The sequence below is a fragment of the Sphingomonas aestuarii genome, assembly GCF_054457155.1.
In genome coordinates this window covers 445382-466856 of the sequence record NZ_JBTKVV010000001.1, presented here as the reverse complement: position 1 = coordinate 466856, position 21475 = coordinate 445382, and the positions used below count along the sequence as shown (strand labels likewise).

Annotated in this window: 19 protein-coding genes and 1 other RNA gene; 17 read left to right on the top strand and 3 right to left on the bottom strand. The window is 66.4% G+C overall.

Translation table 11 applies throughout. The features are described 5' to 3' along the window. The first annotated feature begins 7 nt into the window (after window positions 1-7). From cheB to trxB, 5 genes are all read left to right on the top strand, one after another. On the top strand, window positions 8-1078 hold the full coding sequence (gene cheB, locus ACX0GZ_RS02395; protein WP_458812966.1) for a chemotaxis-specific protein-glutamate methyltransferase CheB: 1071 nt from the start codon (window positions 8-10) through the stop codon (window positions 1076-1078). Further along, window positions 1075-1914, top strand: a complete 840-nt coding sequence (locus tag ACX0GZ_RS02390) for a CheR family methyltransferase (RefSeq protein ID WP_458812964.1) — start codon at window positions 1075-1077, stop codon at window positions 1912-1914. The genes cheB and ACX0GZ_RS02390 overlap by 4 nt, the downstream gene beginning before the upstream one ends. 57 nt (window positions 1915-1971) lie before the next feature. Further along, window positions 1972-2661 carry an N-acetylmuramoyl-L-alanine amidase gene (locus ACX0GZ_RS02385; protein WP_458812962.1) on the top strand — a complete coding sequence of 230 codons (690 nt, stop codon included), beginning with the start codon at window positions 1972-1974 and terminating at the stop codon, window positions 2659-2661. A gap of 48 nt (window positions 2662-2709) precedes the next feature. After that, window positions 2710-3075, top strand: an RNA gene (rnpB, locus tag ACX0GZ_RS02380) — RNase P RNA component class A. 120 nt (window positions 3076-3195) lie between these two features. Beyond that, entirely contained in the window at window positions 3196-4167 is a 972-nt protein-coding gene (gene trxB / locus ACX0GZ_RS02375; protein ID WP_458812960.1) for a thioredoxin-disulfide reductase, read from the top strand. A gap of 129 nt (window positions 4168-4296) precedes the next feature. Here the strand turns inward: trxB and ACX0GZ_RS02370 are convergent, their stop codons facing one another. From ACX0GZ_RS02370 to ACX0GZ_RS02360, 3 genes are read right to left on the bottom strand one after another with little or no spacing between them, the layout of a single operon-like run. Continuing rightward, window positions 4297-5109: a hydrolase 1, exosortase A system-associated gene (locus ACX0GZ_RS02370; RefSeq protein ID WP_458812958.1), complete on the bottom strand. Its 813-nt coding sequence runs from the start codon at window positions 5107-5109 to the stop codon at window positions 4297-4299. Next, window positions 5097-5795 carry a hypothetical protein gene (locus ACX0GZ_RS02365; protein ID WP_458812956.1) on the bottom strand — a complete coding sequence of 233 codons (699 nt, stop codon included), beginning with the start codon at window positions 5793-5795 and terminating at the stop codon, window positions 5097-5099. The genes ACX0GZ_RS02370 and ACX0GZ_RS02365 overlap by 13 nt, the downstream gene beginning before the upstream one ends. Further along, window positions 5792-6064, bottom strand: coding sequence for an acyl carrier protein (locus ACX0GZ_RS02360; RefSeq protein ID WP_458812954.1), 273 nt, complete (start codon window positions 6062-6064; stop codon window positions 5792-5794). Before ACX0GZ_RS02360 ends, ACX0GZ_RS02365 begins: the two co-directional genes overlap by 4 nt. 109 nt (window positions 6065-6173) lie before the next feature. Between ACX0GZ_RS02360 and ACX0GZ_RS02355 the strand changes: the two genes are divergently transcribed. The 12 genes from ACX0GZ_RS02355 (at window position 6174) to ACX0GZ_RS02300 (ending at window position 21439) form a co-directional block, all read left to right on the top strand. Further along, the gene (locus tag ACX0GZ_RS02355) at window positions 6174-7679 is read left to right on the top strand and encodes an acyl-CoA ligase (AMP-forming), exosortase A system-associated (RefSeq protein WP_458812952.1); all 1506 of its coding nucleotides are present in this window, start codon (window positions 6174-6176) and stop codon (window positions 7677-7679) included. Next, window positions 7676-8914, top strand: a complete 1239-nt coding sequence (locus ACX0GZ_RS02350; RefSeq protein ID WP_458812950.1) for a pyridoxal-dependent decarboxylase, exosortase A system-associated — start codon at window positions 7676-7678, stop codon at window positions 8912-8914. The genes ACX0GZ_RS02355 and ACX0GZ_RS02350 overlap by 4 nt, the downstream gene beginning before the upstream one ends. Window positions 8915-9028: 114 nt before the next feature. Further along, window positions 9029-9673 (top strand): XrtA/PEP-CTERM system exopolysaccharide export protein, encoded by a 645-nt coding sequence (locus ACX0GZ_RS02345; protein ID WP_458812948.1) that lies wholly within the window; start codon window positions 9029-9031, stop codon window positions 9671-9673. Window positions 9674-9686: 13 nt separating this feature from the next. After that, window positions 9687-11207: an XrtA system polysaccharide chain length determinant gene (locus ACX0GZ_RS02340; RefSeq protein WP_458812946.1), complete on the top strand. Its 1521-nt coding sequence runs from the start codon at window positions 9687-9689 to the stop codon at window positions 11205-11207. A 10-nt stretch (window positions 11208-11217) separates the two neighbouring features. Then, entirely contained in the window at window positions 11218-12150 is a 933-nt protein-coding gene (locus tag ACX0GZ_RS02335; protein WP_458812944.1) for an AAA family ATPase, read from the top strand. Next, entirely contained in the window at window positions 12147-13742 is a 1596-nt protein-coding gene (locus ACX0GZ_RS02330) for a hypothetical protein (RefSeq protein ID WP_458812942.1), read from the top strand. Before ACX0GZ_RS02335 ends, ACX0GZ_RS02330 begins: the two co-directional genes overlap by 4 nt. A gap of 34 nt (window positions 13743-13776) precedes the next feature. Next, complete coding sequence (locus ACX0GZ_RS02325; RefSeq protein WP_458812940.1) at window positions 13777-14829, top strand: XrtA/PEP-CTERM system-associated ATPase; 1053 nt, start codon at window positions 13777-13779, stop codon at window positions 14827-14829. A 23-nt stretch (window positions 14830-14852) separates the two neighbouring features. Then, on the top strand, window positions 14853-15743 hold the full coding sequence (locus tag ACX0GZ_RS02320) for an XrtA system polysaccharide deacetylase (protein WP_458812938.1): 891 nt from the start codon (window positions 14853-14855) through the stop codon (window positions 15741-15743). Continuing rightward, window positions 15740-16816, top strand: coding sequence for a FemAB family XrtA/PEP-CTERM system-associated protein (locus ACX0GZ_RS02315; protein WP_458812936.1), 1077 nt, complete (start codon window positions 15740-15742; stop codon window positions 16814-16816). The genes ACX0GZ_RS02320 and ACX0GZ_RS02315 overlap by 4 nt, the downstream gene beginning before the upstream one ends. Continuing rightward, window positions 16816-18027, top strand: a complete 1212-nt coding sequence (locus ACX0GZ_RS02310; RefSeq protein WP_458812934.1) for a TIGR03087 family PEP-CTERM/XrtA system glycosyltransferase — start codon at window positions 16816-16818, stop codon at window positions 18025-18027. The genes ACX0GZ_RS02315 and ACX0GZ_RS02310 overlap by 1 nt, the downstream gene beginning before the upstream one ends. Continuing rightward, window positions 18024-19559: an exosortase A gene (gene xrtA / locus ACX0GZ_RS02305; RefSeq protein WP_458812932.1), complete on the top strand. Its 1536-nt coding sequence runs from the start codon at window positions 18024-18026 to the stop codon at window positions 19557-19559. The genes ACX0GZ_RS02310 and xrtA overlap by 4 nt, the downstream gene beginning before the upstream one ends. Continuing rightward, window positions 19559-21439 (top strand): XrtA/PEP-CTERM system amidotransferase, encoded by a 1881-nt coding sequence (locus tag ACX0GZ_RS02300; RefSeq protein ID WP_458812930.1) that lies wholly within the window; start codon window positions 19559-19561, stop codon window positions 21437-21439. Before xrtA ends, ACX0GZ_RS02300 begins: the two co-directional genes overlap by 1 nt. Window positions 21440-21475 lie beyond the last annotated feature (36 nt).

Below are 21475 nucleotides of genomic sequence, written 5' to 3'. Positions count from 1 at the left end.
GCTTCCGATGTCGGCGCTGGCGCGATCCCTGAACGAACCGGTCGTCGCGGCTGAACGTCCGCGCGTCCTGATCGTCGACGACAGTTCGGTGGCGCGCGCCGTGATCGAACGGATCATCGGCGATACCGGCCGGTTCGAGGTCGCTGCCGCGCTGCCCGATGCGGCGACCGCGCTGGACTGGCTGTCGCGCGAGCGCGTTGATGTGATCCTGCTCGATATCGAAATGCCGGGCGTGGATGGCCTGACCGCGCTGCCCGACCTGATCGCGGCGGCACGGGGCGCGCGCATCCTGGTGGTGTCGTCGTCCGCGCAGGACGGGGCATCGACCAGCGTGCAGGCGCTGGCGCTGGGCGCCGCCGATACGCTCGTCAAGCCGGTGGCGGGAAGCCTGGCGGGCCAGTTCACCCATGCGCTCGCCGATCGGCTGGCGCGACTGACCGGCGATGGCGACGCCGTCGAAGTGCGTGGCGAGCGCAGTCCCGTTACCAACGCCCAGCCGTTCGGAAAGATCGACCTGCTCGCGATCGGCGCCTCGACCGGCGGCATCCACGCCCTGGGGCAATTGCTCAGGGCCTTGCCGGGCAGCTTTGACGCGCCGATCCTGATCACCCAGCACTTGCCGGGCACGTTCATGCCCTATTTCGCGGCCCAGGTGGCGGTGCTTGCCGGGCGTCCGTGCGACGTTGCCGCCGACAGCATGCGGGTTCGCGCGGGGCGGGTCATCATCGCACCGGGCGATGCCCATATCCGCGTGGTCAGGACCAGCGACGGCACCGCGATCCGGCTGGACCGCGCGCGCGCGGCAAGCGGCTGCATGCCGTCGGTCGATCCGATGTTCGAATCGGTTGCGCAGATCTTCGGCGAACGTGCGTGCGGCGTGGTGTTGAGCGGCATGGGCCGGGACGGGCTCGATGGCGCACGTATACTTTCGAATGCAGGAGGCGCCGTGGTGGCTCAGGACAAGGCGACATCGGTGGTCTGGGGAATGCCCGGCGCGGTTGCGCAGGCGGGCATTGCGCGCGCGATCCTGCCGCCCGACGTGATCGGTCGCCTGCTGGCGACGGGACGCAGCCTGTGAGCTATCAGGCACCGATCGCGCCCGCCGCCGAGCCTGCCAGCCGCTCGATCGAGGTGATCGCGGCGACGCTGGAGGCGCATACCGGCCAGCGCATCGCCCAGAACAGGATGTGGCGGGTGGAAACATCGTTGAAGCCGTTGCTGAGGGAACACGGGCTGTGCTCGCTCGACGCCCTGGCGAACCGGCTGGCCGAGGGGCGCGACGCGCGACTGATCGGCCAAGTGATCGACGCGCTGCTCAACCAGGAAACCAGCTTCTTTCGCGATGGCGGCGTTCTCGAAGAGGCCGTCGATGCGGTGCTGGCGATGGATTTCGGCACCATGCGGCGGCGTGCACGCATCTGGTCCGCGGGCTGTTCCACGGGACAGGAGCCGCTGTCGCTTGCCATCCTGTTGTCCGAACGGCTGTCGCAGAAATCGGGCGTGTTTCCCGAGATTCAGGCGACCGACGTGTCCGAATCGGCGATCGCGCGCGCGCAGGCCGGGCGTTATTCGCAATTCGAGATCCAGCGCGGCATGCCGATCCGCCGCATGATTACCTGGTTCGACGGCAATGACGAGGTATGGAGCGCAAAGGCCGAGCTGATCCGTCGCATCACCTATCGCCGTGCAAGCCTGCTCGACGATCCGCCGATCGGTCAGTTCGACCTGATCCTGTGCCGCAACGTGCTGTTCTATTTTTCCGCCGAGGTGCGGGCGCGGGCTTTTGGCAGGATCGCCGAGGTGCTCCGTCCCGGCGGGCTGCTGGCGCTGGGCGCCGGGGAGACGGTGATCGGCCAGACCCGGCTGCTCAAGCCGTCGGCGGCGCACCGTGGATTCTACGAACGCGCGGACTGATTGAAATCATTCTCGGAAACCCGCAAAGCTGGGCGGACCTGATGTTCGGGACCGCTTATGCAAGTGATCGACGCGCCTTCGCCCAATTTCGACGACCGGTCGCTGCCGATCTCGATGATTGTGCTGCATTACACGGGCATGGAAACCGGCGAGGCGGCGATCGAGCGGCTGCGCGATCCCGCCGCCAGGGTGTCGTCGCATTATCTGGTCGCCGAGGACGGCACCGTGCTGCGGCTGGTCGAGGAGGACAAGCGCGCCTGGCACGCCGGACGCTCGCACTGGCGGGGCGTCAAGGACATCAATTCGGCCAGCGTCGGGATCGAGATCGTCAATCCCGGCCATGAATGGGGCTATCGCCCCTTCCCCGACGAACAGGTCGCGGCGGTGATCCGGCTGGTCCATGACATCAAGGACCGCTACGACATCACCCGCGGCAACGTCGTCGGCCATTCGGACATCGCGCCTGCCCGCAAACAGGACCCCGGCGAGCTGTTCCCCTGGGGGAAGCTGGCGCGGTTGCGACTGGCACTGCCACGCCCAACGAAAAATCTGATGGACCCCGGCTGGACCGATAGCGGTTTCCTGCTCGCGCTCGAACGCTTCGGCTATGATGTCGAGGACGGTCCGGCGGCGGTGACCGCATTTCAGCGCCGGTTCCGGCCCGAAATGGTGGACGGGATCATTGACGCCGAATGCCGGATGCTGCTGCTCGCGCTGCTGCTCCCCAAACCTCAGGGCGAAGATTGATCCGGTGCGGGCTATCGCGCCGCTTGTCCGCGCGCTAAGGCAGCGACGCCAGAGGGTCGGGCGACCGCGTTGCGAGTTTGTGCTCGCACCGAGGAAAGTCCGGGCTCCACGAAATAACGGTGCCGGGTAACGCCCGGCGAGGGTGACCTCAGGGAAAGTGCCACAGAGAGCAGACGGCCTGGCTTCATGCCCGGTTACGGTGAAAGGGTGCGGTAAGAGCGCACCGCGCGGCTGGTAACAGGCGCGGCATGGCAAACCCCACCGGGAGCAAGACCGAATAGGGACGGCGCATGGGCTGGTTTCGGTCCGTCGTCCGGGTTGGTTGCTTGAGGCGGCGTGCGAGCGTCGTCCTAGAGGAATGGTCGCACAGCCCTTCGGGGTGGACAGAACCCGGCTTACAGACCCTCTGGCACTATTCCTTCCACAAGTTTCGCTTGGCTTCCCTCTCGCGCGAAAGCACCCCATGTTGCGTCAGGCGGTGCCGTTCCCCTAGATGTGGCACCGCCACTTTCATTTCGACGAGAAGCACCCTTCATGACCGCCACCCATTCCACCCGTATGCTGATCCTCGGCTCCGGCCCTGCCGGGCTGTCCGCCGCGATTTACGGCGCGCGCGCCGGGATGGCGCCGATCGTCGTGCAGGGCATCCAGCCGGGCGGCCAGCTGACCACAACGACCGATGTCGAGAATTATCCGGGCTTCCGCGACGTTATCCAGGGCCCGTGGTTGATGGAGGAAATGACCGCGCAGGCAGAGCATGTCGGGACGACGATGATGTACGACACCATCGTCGACGTTGATCTGTCGCAGCGCCCGTTCAAGCTGACCGGCGACGGTGGCACCGTTTACTATGGCGATGTGCTGGTGATCGCGACCGGCGCGCAGGCCAAGTGGCTGGGGATGGAGTCAGAAGAGGCGTTGAAGGGAAAAGGCGTTTCCGCCTGCGCCACTTGCGACGGTTTCTTCTATCGCGGAAAGAAGGTCGCGGTGATCGGCGGCGGCAATACGGCGGTCGAGGAAGCACTGTACCTGACCAACCACAGCCATGACGTGACGCTGATCCACCGCCGCGATTCGCTGCGCGCCGAAAAGATCCTGCAGGATCGTTTGTTCGCCAACGAGCGCATCACGGTTCTATGGAACAAGGCAGTCGACAAGTTCGTCGGCGGCGGCCAGCCCGAGGGCCTCGTCGCGCTCGAACTGCGCGACACGGTGACGGGCGAAACATCCACGCTGGACGTCGAAGGCGGCTTCGTCGCGATCGGCCACCACCCCGCGACCGAATTGTTCCGAGGCCATGTCGAACTGGACGAGGATCATTACATCAAGGTCGAAACCGGCACGACCCGGACCAATGTCCCCGGCGTATTTGCGTGCGGCGACGTGATGGACAAGATCTACCGTCAGGCCGTGACCGCAGCGGGTACCGGCTGCATGGCGGCGCTGGACGCCGAGCGGTTTCTGGCGGAAGTGGACTTCGAGCAGGTCGCCGAGGCGGCGGAGTAGGTTGGTGGCGGGCTCTCGCGCGCTCGTCATTGCGAGCGAAGCGAAGCAATCCAGCCTCTCTGCATCCTGCACTGGATTGCTTCGCAGCGCTCGCAATGGCGTAAGGGGCTGCGACAGCGTCGCGGAGGCCTATCGACGGATACGTTCGGATGTTGCCGCGAGCGTTTCGATCACCCGATCGAACAGCCAATCGGCATCGCCTTCACGCGCGAAGCTGTGGCTGGCGGTATCGCGGACTGCTGTTTCGGCGCGCCCATGAAGTGCCGCAAAACCGGATTGCTGAAACGCTGCGCGAAAGGCGATCGCGGTGTTGTCGCGTTTGGCGAGCAGGATCGTCGTAGGTATATTCGAGGATGCTAGTGCCCTGGCCAGGTCGTCGGCAAGCGAACCGCTCTCGCCCGACGGTTTAACTGACTTCGCCAATCCTTTGACAATTTTGCCGATATTCACGCCGCCGCGCGCCAACCTCAGCCATTGGCGTGGGTCGCGCAGTCGTTCAGCATAGCGGGCGCGGATGGCGGCGGGTGGGGGGAGGTCGGTGTCGCCCTCGACTACCCAAGGGTTGGCGAGCAGCAGGGCGTCGATCCCGGCGCGCTGGTGAAACAGCGCCAGCGCGGTGGCGGCGTCGCAATTGCCGAAACCGACGATGCGTTCGACTGGCAATGCCTGGCGAAACATGCGTGCCGCCGCCGCCATATCGTCCGCGCCGTTCAGAAAGCCACGATTGTCGCCGTCGGAATCGCCGATGCCGCGTCGGTCGTAGCGGAGCACCGGATAGCCCGCCGCCGCGATCCGCTGGGCAAGGCGGGCCATGCCGCGATGCGCGCCGACGCGGATTTCGTTGCCGCCCGACACGATCAGCAAGCCGGAGCGACCCTTCGCATGATCGAGCGTTGCGGCGAGCCGGTCGCCGCCGCAATCGAAGCCGATCACTTCGCGCATCGCGCAATCCAGTCGGCGATGTCGTCGGCAAGCGCGTCGGCTAGGTCGAGATCCTGAGTGGGCTCGGCGCGTCGCCACAGTGGCGCGCCATCGAGGTAGCGATCGGCGGAGGCGGCGTCGCCGGTCAAGCGAACGACGCGAATGGGATCGCGCGGCGTCAGAGTGGCGCCATGAAGTTGGGCCAGCAAGTTATTGGAAATATTATTACCCGCAATTTCGGACGTCACCGATGTTGGCGGCCACACGATCGGCTCGCCATCCTCCAGCGCTGCCGCCTTGGCGATGCGACCGAGTTCGCGGTGCAGCGAGGGGCCGTCCTGCGGGCTCAACCACCAGCGGCTGGCGACATCGGCCTGGGCGTCGATCAGTGCACCGCCCCGGATGGCGATACCGTGAATTTCCGGATGATCGCGGCGCGCTTCCCAGGCGGCGGCGGCGTAGGCGGCCTGCCAGTCGGCCAGCCGGGCGTCCTCGGTCGCGACCAAGCTCTCGCCGGTGCCGGGCAGGTCGGGGAGCGCCACCGATATGCCGTGGACGGTAAGTTGCATCAGGACGCGCATCATCAGCGCGCGGGTGCGGTTGGCTTCCTCGAATGGCGGCAGCGCGGCGATTGCCAGCGGTTGCCCTGCCTTGCCATGTCTAACCCACGCCTCGGTCCCACCGGCCCAGGCGTAGTGACCGTTCAACGCAGCGCCTTGTCGCTGGCGAAGCGGACGAGCGCGCCGAACGTCTCCAGCGTTTCCCCGTCGATATCGTCGTCCTCGATCAGGATGCCCAGCCGGTCTTCAAGTTCGGTCAGCAGCCCCGCGACTGCCATCGAATCGAGTTCGGGCAGCGATCCGAACAGGGGCGTCGTCGCATCGAATGCCGCCACGCGTTCGGCGCTGATGCCCAGCGCGTCGCGCAACACCGCGCGGACCGCCAATTCGACCTGATCGACACCTTCCGGAACCAACGCGACCCCCAATGACCCGTCCGTGACAGGGAAACGGCGTTAGCCATTGGGACGGGCGCTGCCAAGAGCGGCTTTGTGCGGCGCATCAAGCGCGGCTATCAGAGAGGCTATGGAGCCGCTCGACCCAGTTCCCCGTCCACTCGACCATCTGACCGGCTTTGGCGCGCCCGATGCCGTCGCATGGGGCGACCGGCATGGCGTCATGACCTATGCCGAACTGGAGGGCGAAGTCGCGCGGCTGGCGGGGTGGCTGGCCGGGTTCGGCTTCGAACACGGCGCGCGGGTGGCGAGCTGGTTGCCCAAGACGCGAATCGCCTGCCTGATGCCGCTGGCCGCGGCGCGCTCCGGGCTGGTGCATGTGCCGGTCAACCCGGCGCTGAAACGCGCACAGGTGGCGCATATCCTGGCCGATAGCGCTGCGTCGCTGCTGCTGACTCAGGCGGCGCGGTTGGCGACGCTGGCGCCGGGCGACGTCCCGACAGACTGTGCGACCGCCGACGAGCGCGAAGTTCGCGATGGCGCAGAACTTGCCAAATCATCCTGTGATCCAAATACCTTGGCGGCGATTCTTTACACATCGGGTTCGACCGGGCGGCCGAAGGGGGTGATGCTCAGCCACGCCAATCTCTGGCTCGGGGCGATCAGCGTCGCGCATTATCTGAACCTCGCGCCCGGCGATCGGGTGCTCGGCGTGCTGCCGCTGAGCTTCGATTACGGGCAAAACCAGCTCTTCTCGACCTGGGCGGCGGGGGCGAGCGTATGGCCGCTCGATTACCTGACCGCGAAAGATGTGGTGCGCGCGGTTGAGCGGCATGACATCACCACGCTGGCGGGGGTGCCGCCGATGTGGACGCAAGTGCTGGAAGCGGCGTGGCCGGATGATGTCGCCGCGCGGTTGCGGCGGCTCACCAATTCCGGCGGTGCGCTGACCCCGCGCATGGTGCGGGCGCTGCGTGAGCGGTTCCCGAACGCCGATCTCTATCCGATGTACGGGCTGACCGAGGCGTTCCGTTCGACCTATCTGCCGCCCGGACTGGTCGATGCGCATCCCGATTCGATGGGGCGGGCAATCCCTTTTGCCGAGGTCATGGTGGTGCGGCCTGATGGCAGCCGCGCCGATGCCGGGGAGCCGGGCGAGCTGGTCCATGCCGGGCCGCTGGTCGCGCAAGGCTATTGGCAGGATGCCGAGCGGACCGCCGAGCGCTTCCGCACCGCGCCCGCTTTCTCCGAATATGGTGGCATGGCGGTGTGGTCGGGCGACACCGTGGTCGCAGGTGCGGACGGCCTGCTCCGCTTCGTCGGGCGCGATGACGAGATGATCAAATCTTCCGGAAACCGCATCAGTCCCACCGAGATCGAGGAAGCGGTTTTGGCGGGCGGCGAGGTTCGCGAGGCGGCGGTGTTCGGGGTGGCCGACGCACGGCTGGGGCAGGCGATCCTGGTGATCGCCAGCGCCGCCGACCGGCAAGCGGCGGAGGAAGCGCTGCGCACGCGCTTGCGCCGCGACTTGCCCGCCTTCATGCAACCCAGGGATTATGTCTGGCGAGATGAATTGCCGCGTAATGCGAACGGAAAGCTCGATCGTGCGCGGTTGAAAGAGGAAGTGACGTCATGAAGCCGATGGGGCCGATCCCGCCGGAATTTGCCGGGCGGGATGCGTTGACGATCGGCGGCATCGACGCCGAAGCGCTGATCGAGAAGGCGGGTGGAACGCCCGTATTCGTCTATGACTTCACTGTGATCGTGGCGCGCGTTCGGCGGTTTCGTGAGGCGTTCGGACCCGAGATCGCGCTGCATTATGCGATCAAGGCCAATCCGATGCCTGCGCTGATTGCGGCGATCGCGCCGCTGGTCGATGGACTGGACGTGGCATCGGCGGGGGAGTTGGCAAAGGCGCGCGAGGCGATGGACGCGGCGCATATCAGCTTTGCCGGGCCGGGGAAGCGCGACGCCGAACTCGAACGCGCGATCCGCGAGGGGGCGACGATCAATCTGGAATCCGACGGCGAAGCGACCCGCGCTTTCGCGATCGGTCACCGCATCGGCTTCACCCCGCGGCTGGCGGTGCGGGTGAACCCCGATTTCGAGCTGCGGGGGTCGGGGATGAAGATGGGCGGACGCGCCAGCCCCTTCGGCGTCGATGCAGGCGAGGCGGCGGCACTGGTCCGGCGGGTGTTGAGCGAGGGCGCGGAATGGCGCGGCTTTCACATCTTTGCCGGATCGCAGGCATTGGACAGCGACGCAATCATCGAGACGCAGGCGCAGACACTGGCGCTTGCCGCGCGACTGGCGGACGAGACGGGGGCATCGCCTTCACTCGTCAATCTGGGTGGTGGGTTCGGAATACCGTATTTCGCCAATGATTTGCCGGTCGATCTTGAGCATATCGGTGAAGCGTTGTCGCACGCGATGCTAACGCGTCCCGACAGTCTGGCAGACAGCAAATTCGCGATCGAGCTGGGGCGCTGGCTGGTGGGCGAAAGCGGCGTCTATCTGACCCGCGTGATCGATCGCAAGATCAGCCAGGGGGAGGTGTTTCTGATCGTCGATGGCGGGCTGCACCATCAGTTGGCCGCCAGCGGCAATTTCGGGACGGTGGTTCGCCGCAACTATCCGGTCGCAGTTGCGGGCGCGATGGGCGAGGCCGCGGTCGAGACGGTCAGTGTGGTCGGGTGCCTGTGCACGCCGCTCGACCGGCTGGCGGACAGGGTGGCGCTGCCGCATGCCGAGGTGGGTGACGTCATCGCGGTGTTCCTGGCGGGCGCCTATGGCCGCACCGCCAGCCCCGAGGCCTTTCTGGGCCACCCGGCGCCAACGGAATTGCTGATCGGTGCCCCAGGTTTGCGCTGAGCCATCAGCCCTAACCCTAACTTAACCTCTGATTGGCATAGCTTTGCCCAATCTGTGCGGGAAATGTGGCGTCACGCCGCGTGAGACCCCGCACCGATCGGGAGGTTCAAGGCAATGCGCGTGGTCAATTCCGGTATCCGAGTCCTGTTGCCGCTGGGGCTGGGGGTCGTGCTTGCGTCCTGCGCCTCGAGTGGCGGACGGCCCGAATTGCCGCCGGCGTCGATGACATCGACCAAGGACGCGACCACCGAACAATATCTGATCGGCCCGCTCGATTCGCTTCAGATCTTCGTCTGGCGAAACCCGGAACTGTCGGCAAAGGTCCAGGTGCGCCCCGACGGCCGCATCACCACGCCGCTGATCAGCGACATGCCCGCCGTGGGGAAAACCCCGGCGATGCTGGCCGACGACATCAAGATCGCGCTGACCGAATATATCCAGAACCCGCTGGTGTCGGTGATCGTCGAGAATTTCTCCGGCACGTTCAACCAGCAGGTGCGGATCGTGGGGGCGACCGAAAAACCCGCCGCGATCCCGTTTCGCGCCAACATGACCCTGCTCGATGCCATGATCTCGGTCGGGGGATTGAACGAATTTGCCGCAGGCAACCGCGCGCGGCTGGTTCGTTTCGACCGAGAGAGCGGGAAACAGGTCGAATATGCGCTGCGCCTGTCCAGCCTGCTGAAGGACGGCGACACCCGCGCCAACGTGCGGCTGGAGCCGGGCGACGTCATCATCATCCCGACCAGCATGTTCTGAGGGGCGCGGATCGATGGGTAGTCTTTACGAGGAAGCGCGCGGCATCGCGCATCAGGTGTGGCAGCGGCGCTGGATCGCGCTGGCGGTGGCATGGGGCGTGTGCGTGCTCGGCTGGCTGGTCGTGTCGCTGATCCCCAATCAATATGTCTCGACAGCGCGGGTGTTCGTGCAACTCCGCACCATCCTGCCCAGCCAGGATTCGAGTTTCCAGCAGATGGAACGCGCCAAGGATATCGAGCGCGTGCGCCAGACGCTGACCAGCCAGGTCAATCTGCAAAAGGTGGTGCGCGGCACCGATCTTGCCCAGACCGCGACGACCGACGCGCAGGTCGCGGCGCGTGCCGCGGGGCTGGCATCCAGGATCACCGTGGTCGCAACCCAGGAAAACCTGTTCGAAATTTCGGCGACGACCGACAGCCCGCGCCAGTCGCAGCAGATCGTCCAGAAGCTGATCGACATCTTCGTTGAGGACAATATCGCCAACCAGCGCGACGAATCGGGGCAATCGCTCCGTTTCCTCGACCAGCAAATCGAGACGCGCCAGCGGGCGCTGCAAGAGGCCGAGGCGCGCAGCGCGGCATTCTACGCGCGGTTTCTGGGATCGCTGCCCGGCACCGGGTCGCTCGACGAGCGCGTCGGCACCGCGCGCACCCAGTTGAGCCAGATCGAGGGCGAATTGCTCGCCGCGCAAAGCAGCCTGTCGGCGGTGAACAGCCAGATGGCGGGCACGCCCGCGACCGTTCCCGGCATGGCGGGAGCACCCGTGGCAGGCCCGGCGCGGGCACGCGTCGCGACGATCGAGGGGCAGTTGGCGGAGGCACGCGGTCGCGGCTGGACCGATTCGCATCCCGATGTGCAGGCGCTGCAAAGCCAGTTGTCGCAGGCCCGCGCCGCCGCGCAGGGCGAGCCGACCTATGGCGGGGGAGCGGCGGGTGCGAACAATCCGCTCTATCTTCAGTTGCGTTCGATGCAGGCCGAACGGTCTGCGCGCGTCGCCGAACTCAACCAGCGCCGCGTGCAGTTGCAGGCGGACCTGTCCACGCTTCAGGCGCAGATTAACGCCGATCCGGCGGCGGCCGCCGAACAGGCGCGGATCGACCGCGACTTGCAGGTCATGAAGGACGAATATGCCAAGCTGCTGACCAGCCGTGAGGGCGCGCGCCTGCAATCGCAGGTGCAGACCGAGACGGACGCTGTGAAGTTCAGCGTCATCGATCCGCCCGCACAACCGACCGCGCCCGCTGCGCCCAGCCGTCCGCTGCTGCTGTCGGGGGTGCTGTTCGTGGGGCTCGCAGCGGGGATCGGTGCGGCGTTTGCGCTCAGCCAGTTGCAATCGACCTTTGCCAGCGCGGGCAAGCTCGAAAAGGCGGCGGGTATCCCGGTGATCGGGTCGATCGGCGAAATCGTGAACGACGCGACGCGTGCGCTGCGCCGCCAGCGGCTCAAGCAATTCGCTGGAGCGGCCGGGGCATTGGGCGGCGCATGGCTGATCCTGCTGGCCGTCGAAATGGTCCAGCGCGGCATGGTGGCGTGAGGAAGAGACGATGAACGATCACACGCCCAATGCCTTTTCCGGCCGCAAATTCTCAGGATCGCTGCTCGAACGCGCGGTCGATTTCTACGCCTATGCGCCGTCACCGCCGCGGGCCGCCGGACCGGCGCCCGCTCCGGTCGTGGAAACGCCGGTGGCCGATGGCGCGCCGGTCGGGCAAGCACCTGTACCGCGCTTCGTGCCGGTTCGCCGCCATGCGTCGGTCGATCGCGAGGCGCTGGCCGAACGGGGCATGATCCAGCCCGGCGGCGCGATCACCATCCTTGCCGAGGAATTCCGGCTGGTGAAGCGCGCGCTGCTGGGGACGATGCGCGACATCGCCAGCGACGATGCGAATCGCGCGCGCACCATATTGGTCGGCTCCGCGCGGCCCAATGACGGCAAGACATTCTGTGCGATAAACCTGGCGCTGTCGCTGGCGGCGGAACGCGATTACGAAGTCCTGCTGGTCGATGCCGATTTCGCCAAGCCCGATGTGCTGGCGACATTGGGCATCGCCGACGGACCCGGCCTGCTCGATGCGCTGGCGGATGGTTCGATCGATGTCGAATCGCTGATCGTCGAGACCGACGTGCCGCATCTGACCGTGCTGTCGGCGGGGGCGCGCACCCATGCCGACACCGAATTGCTCGCCAGTCAGCGCGCCCGCGACCTGATCGCCGCACTGGTCGCCGACAATCCGAACCGGATCGTGATTTTCGACACGCCGCCCGCGCTCGCCGCGTCGCCCGCTTCGGTGCTCGCCGGTCTGGTCGGACAGGTGCTGATGGTGGTGCGCGCCGACAAGACGACCGAGGGCGATCTGCGCGGTGCGGTCGCCTTGCTCGATGCGTGCGAGCATCTGCAACTGATGCTGAACGCCGTATCGCTCGACACCGGCAAGGACCGGTTCGGCAGCTATTATCAGGAAGGACAGGCGGCATGATGCGCCGAACCCTAATCGCCGCGGCTGCGGTCGCGCTGGCATCGCCCGCGCACGCCCAGCGCGTGCAGATCTCACCCTATATCGAACTCGGCCAGGTGCTGACCGTCGATCTGAACGACGGCGACACGCTGACCTATTCCAGCGCGGCGGTCGGCGTCGATGCAAGCGTGTCGACGCGCCGCGTGACCGTCAGCGCCAGCGCCGAATATGAACGCCGCATCGCGTGGAACGACGATTTGGCCGACAGCGACGTGGTGAGCGGCATCGTCCGCGGCACCGCGCTGGTCGCGCCCGGCCTGTCGGTCGAAGGCGGCGCGCTCGCGACCCGCACCCGCGCCGACATTCGCGGCGACGCGCCCGGCCTGCTGGGTGGCAACGCGGCCAATGTCAGCCAGCTTTACGCCGCCTATGTCGGCCCCAGCTATGCGCGCCGCTTCGGCGATCTGGACGTGAAGGCGAGTTACGGCCTGGGCTATGTTAAGGTCGAGGTGCCCGACGTGCCCGGCTTTCTGCCAGGGCAGCAACCGCTCGATTATTATGACGATGCGACCTCGCATCTCGCGACCGCCAGCGTGGGAACGCGCGCCGGGACTTACGCGCCGTTCGGGATGACGCTGTCGGGGGCCATCGCCCGCGAATATGCCGGACAGCTGGACCAGCGGTACGAAGGGCAGTTCGTGCGGTTCGACATCGTCCAGCCGCTGACCCCCGAACTCGCGGCGGTCGCGGGTGTCGGTTACGAGAGAATCGAGATTTCGCAGCGCGATGCACTGGTCGATGGCGTCGGCAACATCGTCCGCGATGAAAATGGCCGCTTCGTCACCGATCCGGCTTCGCCGCGGCGAAACGCGTTCGAGACCGACGGCGTGTTCTGGGACGCAGGCGTGCTGTGGCGGCCATCGCCCCGCACCACGGTCGAGGCACGGGTCGGGCGGCGTTACGACAGCTGGACCTATATCGGATCGGCCAGCCACCAGACCGGTCCCGGTTCGGGTGTTCAGGTCGGCGTGTACGACGCGGTGCAGACTTACGGCCGGTCGCTGCTCAACGGCCTGCGTCAAATCCCGCTCGAATTCGATGGCGGATCGAGCGATCCGTTCAGCGACAATTTCAACGGCTGCGTGTTTTCGACCGGCTCGACCGGCGTCGGCGGCTGCCTGAACGGGGTGTTGCAAGCCGCGACCACCAGCAGCTTTCGCGCGCGCGGCGTCGATGCGGTCTATGCCGTCAGCTATGGTCCGACGCGGCTTGGCGTTGGTGCGGGCTATGCCAATCGCAGCTTCTACGCCCCCGACAACATCCCCGGCATCGTCGTGACGGGCCTGGATGACGAGGCATTCTATGCCCAGGCCTTCGGCTCGTACCAGATCGACCGGGTGTCGGCGGTCAACGGCACGCTGTTCCTGAACCGCTATGCGACCAGCCTGCCGCTGTCGCCCGATGTGTGGAACTGGGGCGCGCAGGGCAGCTATAACCGCAGTTTCGGACGCCTGCGCGCCCAGGCTTCGGCGGGCATTTACGGGTCCGAGATCGAAAATATCGCCAACGACGCTTCGTTCCAGGCCTTTCTGGGCCTGGGATACCGCTTCTGAACCGGATCCAAGAGAATCCGCGTGGAGACGATGAATGTATGACAGCCATTACGGGCTGACGGGTCGCCCGTTCCAGCTGACCCCCGATCCCGAATTCTGGTTCGAAACCGCGACGCATCGCAAGGCGATGGCCTATCTGGGCTATGGATTGAGCCAGGGCGAAGGCTTCATCGTCATCACCGGCGAACCCGGTGCGGGCAAGACGACGTTGGTCGGCCATGTCATGGGCCAGATCGATGCCGAGCGGCTGCACGTCATCAAGATCGTGACCACGCAGGTTGCCGCCGACGACCTGATCCGTATGGTCGCGCAGGGGCTGGGCGTGAACGCGACGGGGCTGGCCAAGGCCGACCTGCTCGCCGCGATCGAACGCGGGCTGCACGCGATCGCACGGACGGGCAAGCGCACGCTGCTGATCGTCGATGAGGCGCAGTCGTTGCTGGTCGGCAGCCTGGAAGAGCTGCGGATGCTGTCGAACTTCCAGCTGGGCGGGCATCCGCTGCTTCAGATTTTCCTGCTGGGCCAGCCGGAGTTTCGCGTGCTGCTTCAGGGCAGCGACAAGCTGGAGCAGTTGCGCCAGCGCGTCATCGCCATGCATCACCTCGACCCGATGGCAGTCGAGGAGGTCGAGGCGTATCTGGCGCATCGCCTTACGGTTGTCGGCTGGAACGGGCAGCCGCGCTTCGGGGCGGAGGCGATTGCGGAAATGCACCGTTGGTCGGGTGGCATCCCGCGCAAGCTGAACCAGATCGCCAACCGGGTAATGCTGTTCGGCGCGATCGAGGGGATCGAGGAATTCACCGGCGAGGATGTCGCGCAGGTCGTCTCCGACATCGACGGCGACATGCACAGCGCCGCGCGCGACGGCACGATGCCGAACTGGGTCGATGACAGCGCGCCCGTCGAACCGGTCGCGGAAACCGTCGCCACGCCTCAGCCGGACCTGACCGCCTTCGCCGAGCAACTTGCCGAGATCGAAGCGCGATTGACCGAGCAGGACCGCGCGCTGCGCCGCGTGCTGACGCTGCTTGTCGACTGGGTGGAAAACGACCAGCGTCGCCACGATTATCAGTCCGACGCGGCCTGACGCGGCGGGCAAGGGGGCACGGCATGTTTCATTCGCGGATCGCGACCGAGGGTGACGCCTCTGTAAACGCGCCTGTGCTCAACGCCATGTCGGTCGATGTCGAGGACTGGTTTCAGGTCGGGGCGTTCGAAAACACCATCCGCCGCGCCGATTGGGACGGGCTGGAACACCGGGTCGAGGCGAACGCCGACGCGGTGATCGCGCTGTTCGAGCGGTGCGGTGTGAAAGCGACGTTTTTCACGCTTGGCTGGGTTGGCGAACGCTATCCCAAGCTGATGCGCCGGATCGTCGAGGCGGGGCATGAGCTGGCGAGCCACGGTTACGATCACGTGCGCGTGTTTACGATGAGCCCGCAAGCGTTCCGCGCCGACATCGCCCGCACGCGCGCAATCCTGGAAGACGCCAGCGGGCAGGCGGTGACGGGATACCGCGCGCCGAGTTTTTCGATCGACCAGCGCACCCCCTGGGCGCACGAGACATTGGCGGCGGAGGGCTATGCCTATTCCTCAAGCGTCGCCCCCCTCAGGCACGACCATTATGGCTGGGCGGATAGCCCGCGCTTCGCCTGGCGTCCGGTAAAGGGCGCGGCGATGATCGAGCTGCCGGTGACGGTGACCGCGATCGGGCCGAAACGGATCGCGACGGGCGGCGGCTTTTTTCGCCTGCTGCCACGTGCGCTCACCACCCATGCGGTACGGACGGTCAATGCCGACCAGCGGCCCGCAATCTTCTATTTCCACCCTTGGGACATGGACCCCGATCAGCCGAGGGTCGCCAATGCGCCGCTGCGGTCGAAGCTGCGTCACTATCCGCGACTGGGCGCGATGGAAGGCAGGCTGGAGGCGCTGATGCGCGACCATGCGTGGGGGCGCACCGACCGGGTTGCCGCGATCGAGGCCGCGCGGACGCCGTGAACGCGCCCTTTGCCCTGTCCACCGTGACGGTCCGCGCCGTCGATCCGGGCGACGCGAGCGAACGCGCGCGCATTGCCGCGTTCGTCGATGCGCATGACGCAGCAACGCCATTCCACTTGCCAGAATGGGGAGTGGCGGTGGCCCGCGGTTGCGGGCAGGTGGCGCATTCCCTGATCGCCGAGCGCGGCGATGGCGAACTGGCCGGTGTGCTGCCGCTGACCGAGGTGCATTCGCCGCTGTTCGGCAGCGCGCTGGTATCGAGCGGTTTTGCGGTCGGAGGCGGTGTGCTGTCGACCGATCCGGGCGCGGTTGCGCCACTGGTCGATGCGGCATGGGTGCTGGCGGAGCGGCTGTCCTGCCCCACGCTGGAGTTGCGCGGCGGGGCCTTGCCGCAAGGTGAGGGCTGGCACCGCGATACGACCAGCTATCTGGGCTTTGCGCGCGACCTGGCCGGGGATGACGAGGCCGAGCTTCTGGCGATCCCGCGCAAGCAGCGGGCGGAAGTGCGACGGTCGCTGGGCTTCGACTTGACGGTCGAAACCGGCAGCGATCAGACACAACGTGATGCGCACTACGCTGTCTATGCCGAATCGGTTCGCAATCTGGGGACGCCGGTATTTCCCAAGCGGCTGTTCGCCGAAGTGCTCGACGCGTTCGGCGACCGTGCCGACATTCTGACGGTCCGGCATCAGGGCCGCGCAGTGGCGAGCGTGCTGAGCCTTTACTGGCGCGGCACCGTCTATCCCTATTGGGGCGGCGGCACGGCGCAAGCACGCGCGCTGCGCGCCAACGACCGGATGTATTATGCGCTGATGTGCGATGCCCGCGCGCGCGGCTGCACGCGGTTCGATTTCGGGCGTTCGAAGGTCGGCACGGGGGCCGCCGCCTTCAAACGCAATTGGGGGTTCACTGGCGAACCGCTCGCCTATGCCAAGCGCGCCGCTGATGGTGCGGCCCCGCGCGAGATCAACCCGCTCGACCCGAAATACCGGTTGCAGGTCGCCGCCTGGCAGAAACTGCCGCTGCCACTCGCCAACCGCATCGGCCCCTGGATCGCAAAGGGGCTCGGCTGATGGGCGACATCCTCTTTCTCTGCCACCGGATGCCGTATCCGCCCAATCGCGGCGACAAGATCCGCGCGTTCAACATCCTGAAATATCTGTCGAAAAAGCGCCGTGTTCACCTCGTCACCTTTGCCGACGAATGCCGGGATATGGAGCATAAGGCGGCACTTGCCCGCTACACCGCCAGCCAGTCGGTCGTCTGGCGCGGCAAGAGCGACGAAGCGGCGGCGCTGGAGGCGCTCATTCGCCGCAAGCCGGTGTCGCTGACCGCGTTCGAAAATCGCGCGCTGCAATCGGCGGTCGACCGGCTGTTCGAGCATTCGGACATCGACACCATCTACTGCTTCTCCGGCCAGATGGCGCAATATGTGCCGTTCAGACCGCGCGGACGGTTCATCATGGATTTCTGCGATGTCGATTCGGCCAAGTTCGCCGACTATGCCAGGACTGAAGCGCTCCCCAAAAAGCTGATGATGAAGCGCGAGGCGCGGCTGCTCGCTGCCTATGAGCGTGGCATCGCCAGCCGCGCTCGCGCCAGCCTATTCGTCAGCGAAGCGGAGGCAGAGCTGTTTCGTCGTCGCAGCGGCGCTGAGCGGGTGATGGCGGTGGAAAACGGCATCGACACCGGCCATTTCGATCCGCGCGCGGCGTTTCAGCCGGTGGAGGAGGCGGAGCCGCTGATCGTCTTCACCGGCCAGATGGATTATCCGCCGAATGTGGAGGCGGTGTGCTGGTTCGCGAACGACATTTTGCCGCGCATCCGCGAACGCCATAAGAAGGCGCGCTTCGCGATCGTCGGGCGCAACCCGACCGAGGCGGTGAAGGCACTCGCGTCCGACAGCGTGATCGTCACCGGCGAGGTCGATGACGTGCGCGGGTGGCTGGCCGCGGCCAGCGTGGCGGTCGCGCCGCTGAAACTGGCGCGCGGCATCCAGAACAAGGTGCTGGAGGCGATGGCGATGGCCTTGCCGGTGGTTGCGACGCCATCGGCGGCGGAAGGGATCGACCATGACGGCACGATCCTGGTCGGCGGTGACGCAGGCGACTTCGCCGAACAGGTCGCGGCGTTGCTGTCCGACCGCAAGGGCGCGCGTGCCAGGGGCAAGGCGGCGCGCGAGCGGGTGATTGCCCGCTATGGCTGGGATGCGCGGCTGGCGGCGCTCGACGATCTGGTGGGGCAGGGGCGACCGCAATCGGCACGCTTGCGCGACGCGGCGTGACGGTCGCATTCCACCCCGAGTTCGCGGCGAAAGACGACGCGCACGCGATGCGCTGGCGTCGGCACCTGATCCTGCTGGCGGCGAGCTGGGCGGCGTTGCTTGCGATCTTCCACGGCGACGTCGCCGATCTGGCGGGCATCTACTGGAACAGCACGACCTATGGCCATTGTCTGTTCGTGCTGCCGGTGGTCGGCTGGCTGGTGTGGCAGCGCAGGGACGACCTGGCGAAGCTGACGCCGACGGCGTGGTGGCCGGGACTGGCGCTGGTCGGTGCGGGCGGATTCGGCTGGCTGATCGGCGACGCGGCGGCGGTCGGGCTGTTCCGCCATGCCGGGCTGGTGCTGATGCTGCAGGGCGCGGTGGTGACGCTGCTGGGGCCGCAGGTCGCACGGGGCATGTTGTTCCCGCTGTTCTATCTGAGTTTTCTCGTGCCGTTCGGCGATTTCCTTGAAAAACCGCTGCAAGACCTGACGGTCGCAATGATTATGCCGTTGCTCCATGCATTCGGCGTGCCTGCGACGGTGGACGGCGTGCTGATCTACACCCCCAGCGGCGTGTTCGAGGTGGCGGAGGCGTGTTCGGGGTCGAAGTTCGTGATTGCGATGATCGCGTACGGCGCGCTCGTCGCCAACGTCTGCTATGTGTCGTGGCGCCGTCGCGCAGCGTTTCTGGCGATGGCGTTCGTTGTGCCGATGATCGCCAATGGCTTGCGCGCCTGGGGGACGATCTATGCCGCGTGGTGGACCTCAATCGAGCAGGCCACGGGGATGGATCATATCGTCTATGGCTGGGTGTTCTTCGCCCTTGTCATGGCGGCGGTGCTGGCGATCGGCTGGCGCTGGTTCGATCGCGATCCCGACGCGCCGTGGTTCGATGCGGCTGCGCTTGACAAGCCCGTAACGCGGCGGATCGATGCGGTGACGGCAACCGGTGCGATCCTTGGCATTCCGGTGCTGTTCGCGATCTGGGCGAGCGTGATCGCCGCGCGCGCGGATACGCTGCCTTCGCAAATCGCGCTTCCCGACGTGCCGGGATGGCAGCGGGTGCCGATGAACGCGCGCGCGCCGTGGACACCCTATTATCCCAATGCCGACCATTTCCTGATCGGACGCTATGGCGACGGTCAGGGCAGGGCAGTCGACCTCGCCATCGCCGTCTATGACAGCCAGCGCGAGGGCAAGGAACTGATCGCCTTCGGTCAGGGCGCGATCCGCGAGGAAGGCGAGTGGATCCGCGTTCAGGACTTGGCCGACATCGCGGGCGGATCGGCGGTGCGGATGACACGACCGGGACTGGTGGAGCGCGACGCGGTGACGTGGTATCGCGTCGGCAATGTCCTCTCCAGTAGCGCAAACGCCGTGAAGCTCGAAACCCTGAAAAACCGCATGTTGGGCGGCCCCCAGTCGGGCGTCGCGATCCTCGTCTCCGCCGAGCGGACCGACGGGAGCGCGCGTGATGAGATCGAGGCGTTTCTGGCCGCGCTCGGACCACTCGATACGCTTGCCGACACCGCTGCCGGACGTGCCGACTGATGTGCGGCATCGCGGGGATTTTCTACCCCGCCACTCCCAAGCCGGTCGACCCTGCGCGCATCGCCATGATGACCGACGCGATGGAGCATCGCGGCCCCGACGGGTCGGGGGTGTGGACCGCGCCGGGCATCGGCCTTGGTCATCGCCGCCTGTCGATCATCGATCTGGGCGGCGGCGCGCAGCCGATGACCGACGATGCGCTGGCGGTCAGCTATAACGGCGAAATCTATAATTTCCGCGAAGTCCGCGACGAATTGAAGGCCAAGGGCGCGCGGTTCCGCACCAAGAGCGATACCGAAGTGCTGCTCCACGGCTGGCGCGCCTGGGGCCCGGATTTGCTGGCGCGGCTGAACGGCATGTTCGCCTTTGCGCTCTACGACGGCGAGCGTCAGACCCTGTTCCTTGCGCGCGACCGGATGGGGGTGAAGCCGCTTCACCTCGTTACCCTGTCGGATGGCGGCATCGCCTTTGCGTCGGAACTGAAAGGGCTGCTCGCGCATCCGTTGGTGCGGCGCTCGCCCGATGTCAGCGCGATCGAGGATTATCTGACGCTGGGCTATGTCCCCGACGATGCGTGCATCGTCGCGGGCGTCGAGAAGCTGCCCGCCGGGCATTTCCTGATGATCGAACGCGGCAAGCCGGTGCCGCGCCCGACGCAGTGGTGGGACATCGATTTTTCGAGACGGGCCAAGGGATCGGCGGCCGACCTGATGGCGGAGTTGACCGAGCATCTGCGCGCGGGGGTGCGGTCGCGGATGGTGGCGGACGTACCGCTGGGCGCGTTTCTGTCTGGGGGCGTCGATAGCTCTGCCGTCGTCGCGCTGATGGCGGAGGCGAGCCGGTCGCCGGTCAAGACCTGCACCATCGGTTTCGACGAAGCGGGGCATGACGAACGCGCGCATGCCGCGCTGGTCGCCGAACGCTTCGCCACCGATCACCGCACGCGGACGGTGGACGCCGACGATTTCGGACTGATCGATACGCTGACGACCGCGTTCGACGAGCCGTTCGCCGATGCCTCGGCGCTTGCCACCTATCGCGTTTGCCAGTTGGCGCGCGAGCAGGTGACGGTGGCGCTGTCGGGGGATGGTGCGGACGAGGCGATGGCCGGATACCGTCGCCATAAATTCTTCGCAGCCGAAGAACGCGTGCGCGGGCTGATCCCCGATGCCCAGCGCGCGAAATGGTTCGGCAAGTTGGGCGCTCTATACCCGAAAGCCGACTGGGCGCCGCGTCCGTTGCGCGCCAAATCGACGTTGCTGGCGCTCGCGGCGACCAGTGGTCAGGCCTATGCCGATGCGGTCGGGGTGACGACCTTCGCCAACCGCCAGCGTCTCTATTCCGACGCGATGCGCCGCGCGCTGGGCGACCATCGCGGCGAGACGCGGATCATCGAGACGATGCGCGACGCGCCTGCGCGCGATTGGCTGGACCGGGCGCAATATGCCGATTTCAAGCATTGGCTGCCCGGCGACATCCTGACCAAGGTCGATCGGACCAGCATGGCCGTCAGCCTGGAAGCGCGCGAGCCGCTGCTCGACCACCGGCTGATCGAATTCGCCGCCACGCTGCCGCCGTCGATGCGGATCAGCGGCGGCGAGGGCAAATGGTTGATGAAGAAGGGTATGGAGCCCTATCTGCCCAAATCGATCCTGTATCGCCCCAAAATGGGCTTCGTGACGCCGATCAGCGCGTGGTTTCGGGGGAGTCTTGCCGGTGAGGCGATGGCGCTCGCCAAATCGCCCGTGCTGGGCGTGTGGTTCGATCCGCACGCGATCCAGACGATCGCCGCCGATCACCAGTCGGGCCGCGCCGAACATGGCCGGACGCTGTGGCAATTGCTGATGCTCGAACGCGCCGCCAAGCGGCTGTTCGGCTGACCGCGCTTGCCTTTGGGCGGCTCGCCGACTAGGGGA

What these genes read in the sequence shown, in the direction of transcription:
- ACX0GZ_RS02335 (WP_458812944.1), top strand. Translation starts at nt 11,218, where the DNA reads ATGAACGATCACACGCCCAATGCCTTTTCCGGCCGCAAATTCTCAGGA.
- ACX0GZ_RS02325 (WP_458812940.1), top strand. Translation starts at nt 13,777, where the DNA reads ATGTATGACAGCCATTACGGGCTGACGGGTCGCCCGTTCCAGCTGACC.
- ACX0GZ_RS02300 (WP_458812930.1), top strand. Translation starts at nt 19,559, where the DNA reads ATGTGCGGCATCGCGGGGATTTTCTACCCCGCCACTCCCAAGCCGGTC.
- ACX0GZ_RS02355 (WP_458812952.1), top strand. Translation starts at nt 6,174, where the DNA reads ATGGAGCCGCTCGACCCAGTTCCCCGTCCACTCGACCATCTGACCGGC.
- ACX0GZ_RS02320 (WP_458812938.1), top strand. Translation starts at nt 14,853, where the DNA reads ATGTTTCATTCGCGGATCGCGACCGAGGGTGACGCCTCTGTAAACGCG.
- ACX0GZ_RS02330 (WP_458812942.1), top strand. Translation starts at nt 12,147, where the DNA reads ATGATGCGCCGAACCCTAATCGCCGCGGCTGCGGTCGCGCTGGCATCG.
- ACX0GZ_RS02370 (WP_458812958.1), bottom strand. Translation starts at nt 5,109, where the DNA reads ATGCGCGAAGTGATCGGCTTCGATTGCGGCGGCGACCGGCTCGCCGCA.
- ACX0GZ_RS02310 (WP_458812934.1), top strand. Translation starts at nt 16,816, where the DNA reads ATGGGCGACATCCTCTTTCTCTGCCACCGGATGCCGTATCCGCCCAAT.
- trxB (WP_458812960.1), top strand. Translation starts at nt 3,196, where the DNA reads ATGACCGCCACCCATTCCACCCGTATGCTGATCCTCGGCTCCGGCCCT.
- ACX0GZ_RS02340 (WP_458812946.1), top strand. Translation starts at nt 9,687, where the DNA reads ATGGGTAGTCTTTACGAGGAAGCGCGCGGCATCGCGCATCAGGTGTGG.
- ACX0GZ_RS02385 (WP_458812962.1), top strand. Translation starts at nt 1,972, where the DNA reads ATGCAAGTGATCGACGCGCCTTCGCCCAATTTCGACGACCGGTCGCTG.
- ACX0GZ_RS02350 (WP_458812950.1), top strand. Translation starts at nt 7,676, where the DNA reads ATGAAGCCGATGGGGCCGATCCCGCCGGAATTTGCCGGGCGGGATGCG.
- ACX0GZ_RS02345 (WP_458812948.1), top strand. Translation starts at nt 9,029, where the DNA reads ATGCGCGTGGTCAATTCCGGTATCCGAGTCCTGTTGCCGCTGGGGCTG.
- cheB (WP_458812966.1), top strand. Translation starts at nt 8, where the DNA reads ATGTCGGCGCTGGCGCGATCCCTGAACGAACCGGTCGTCGCGGCTGAA.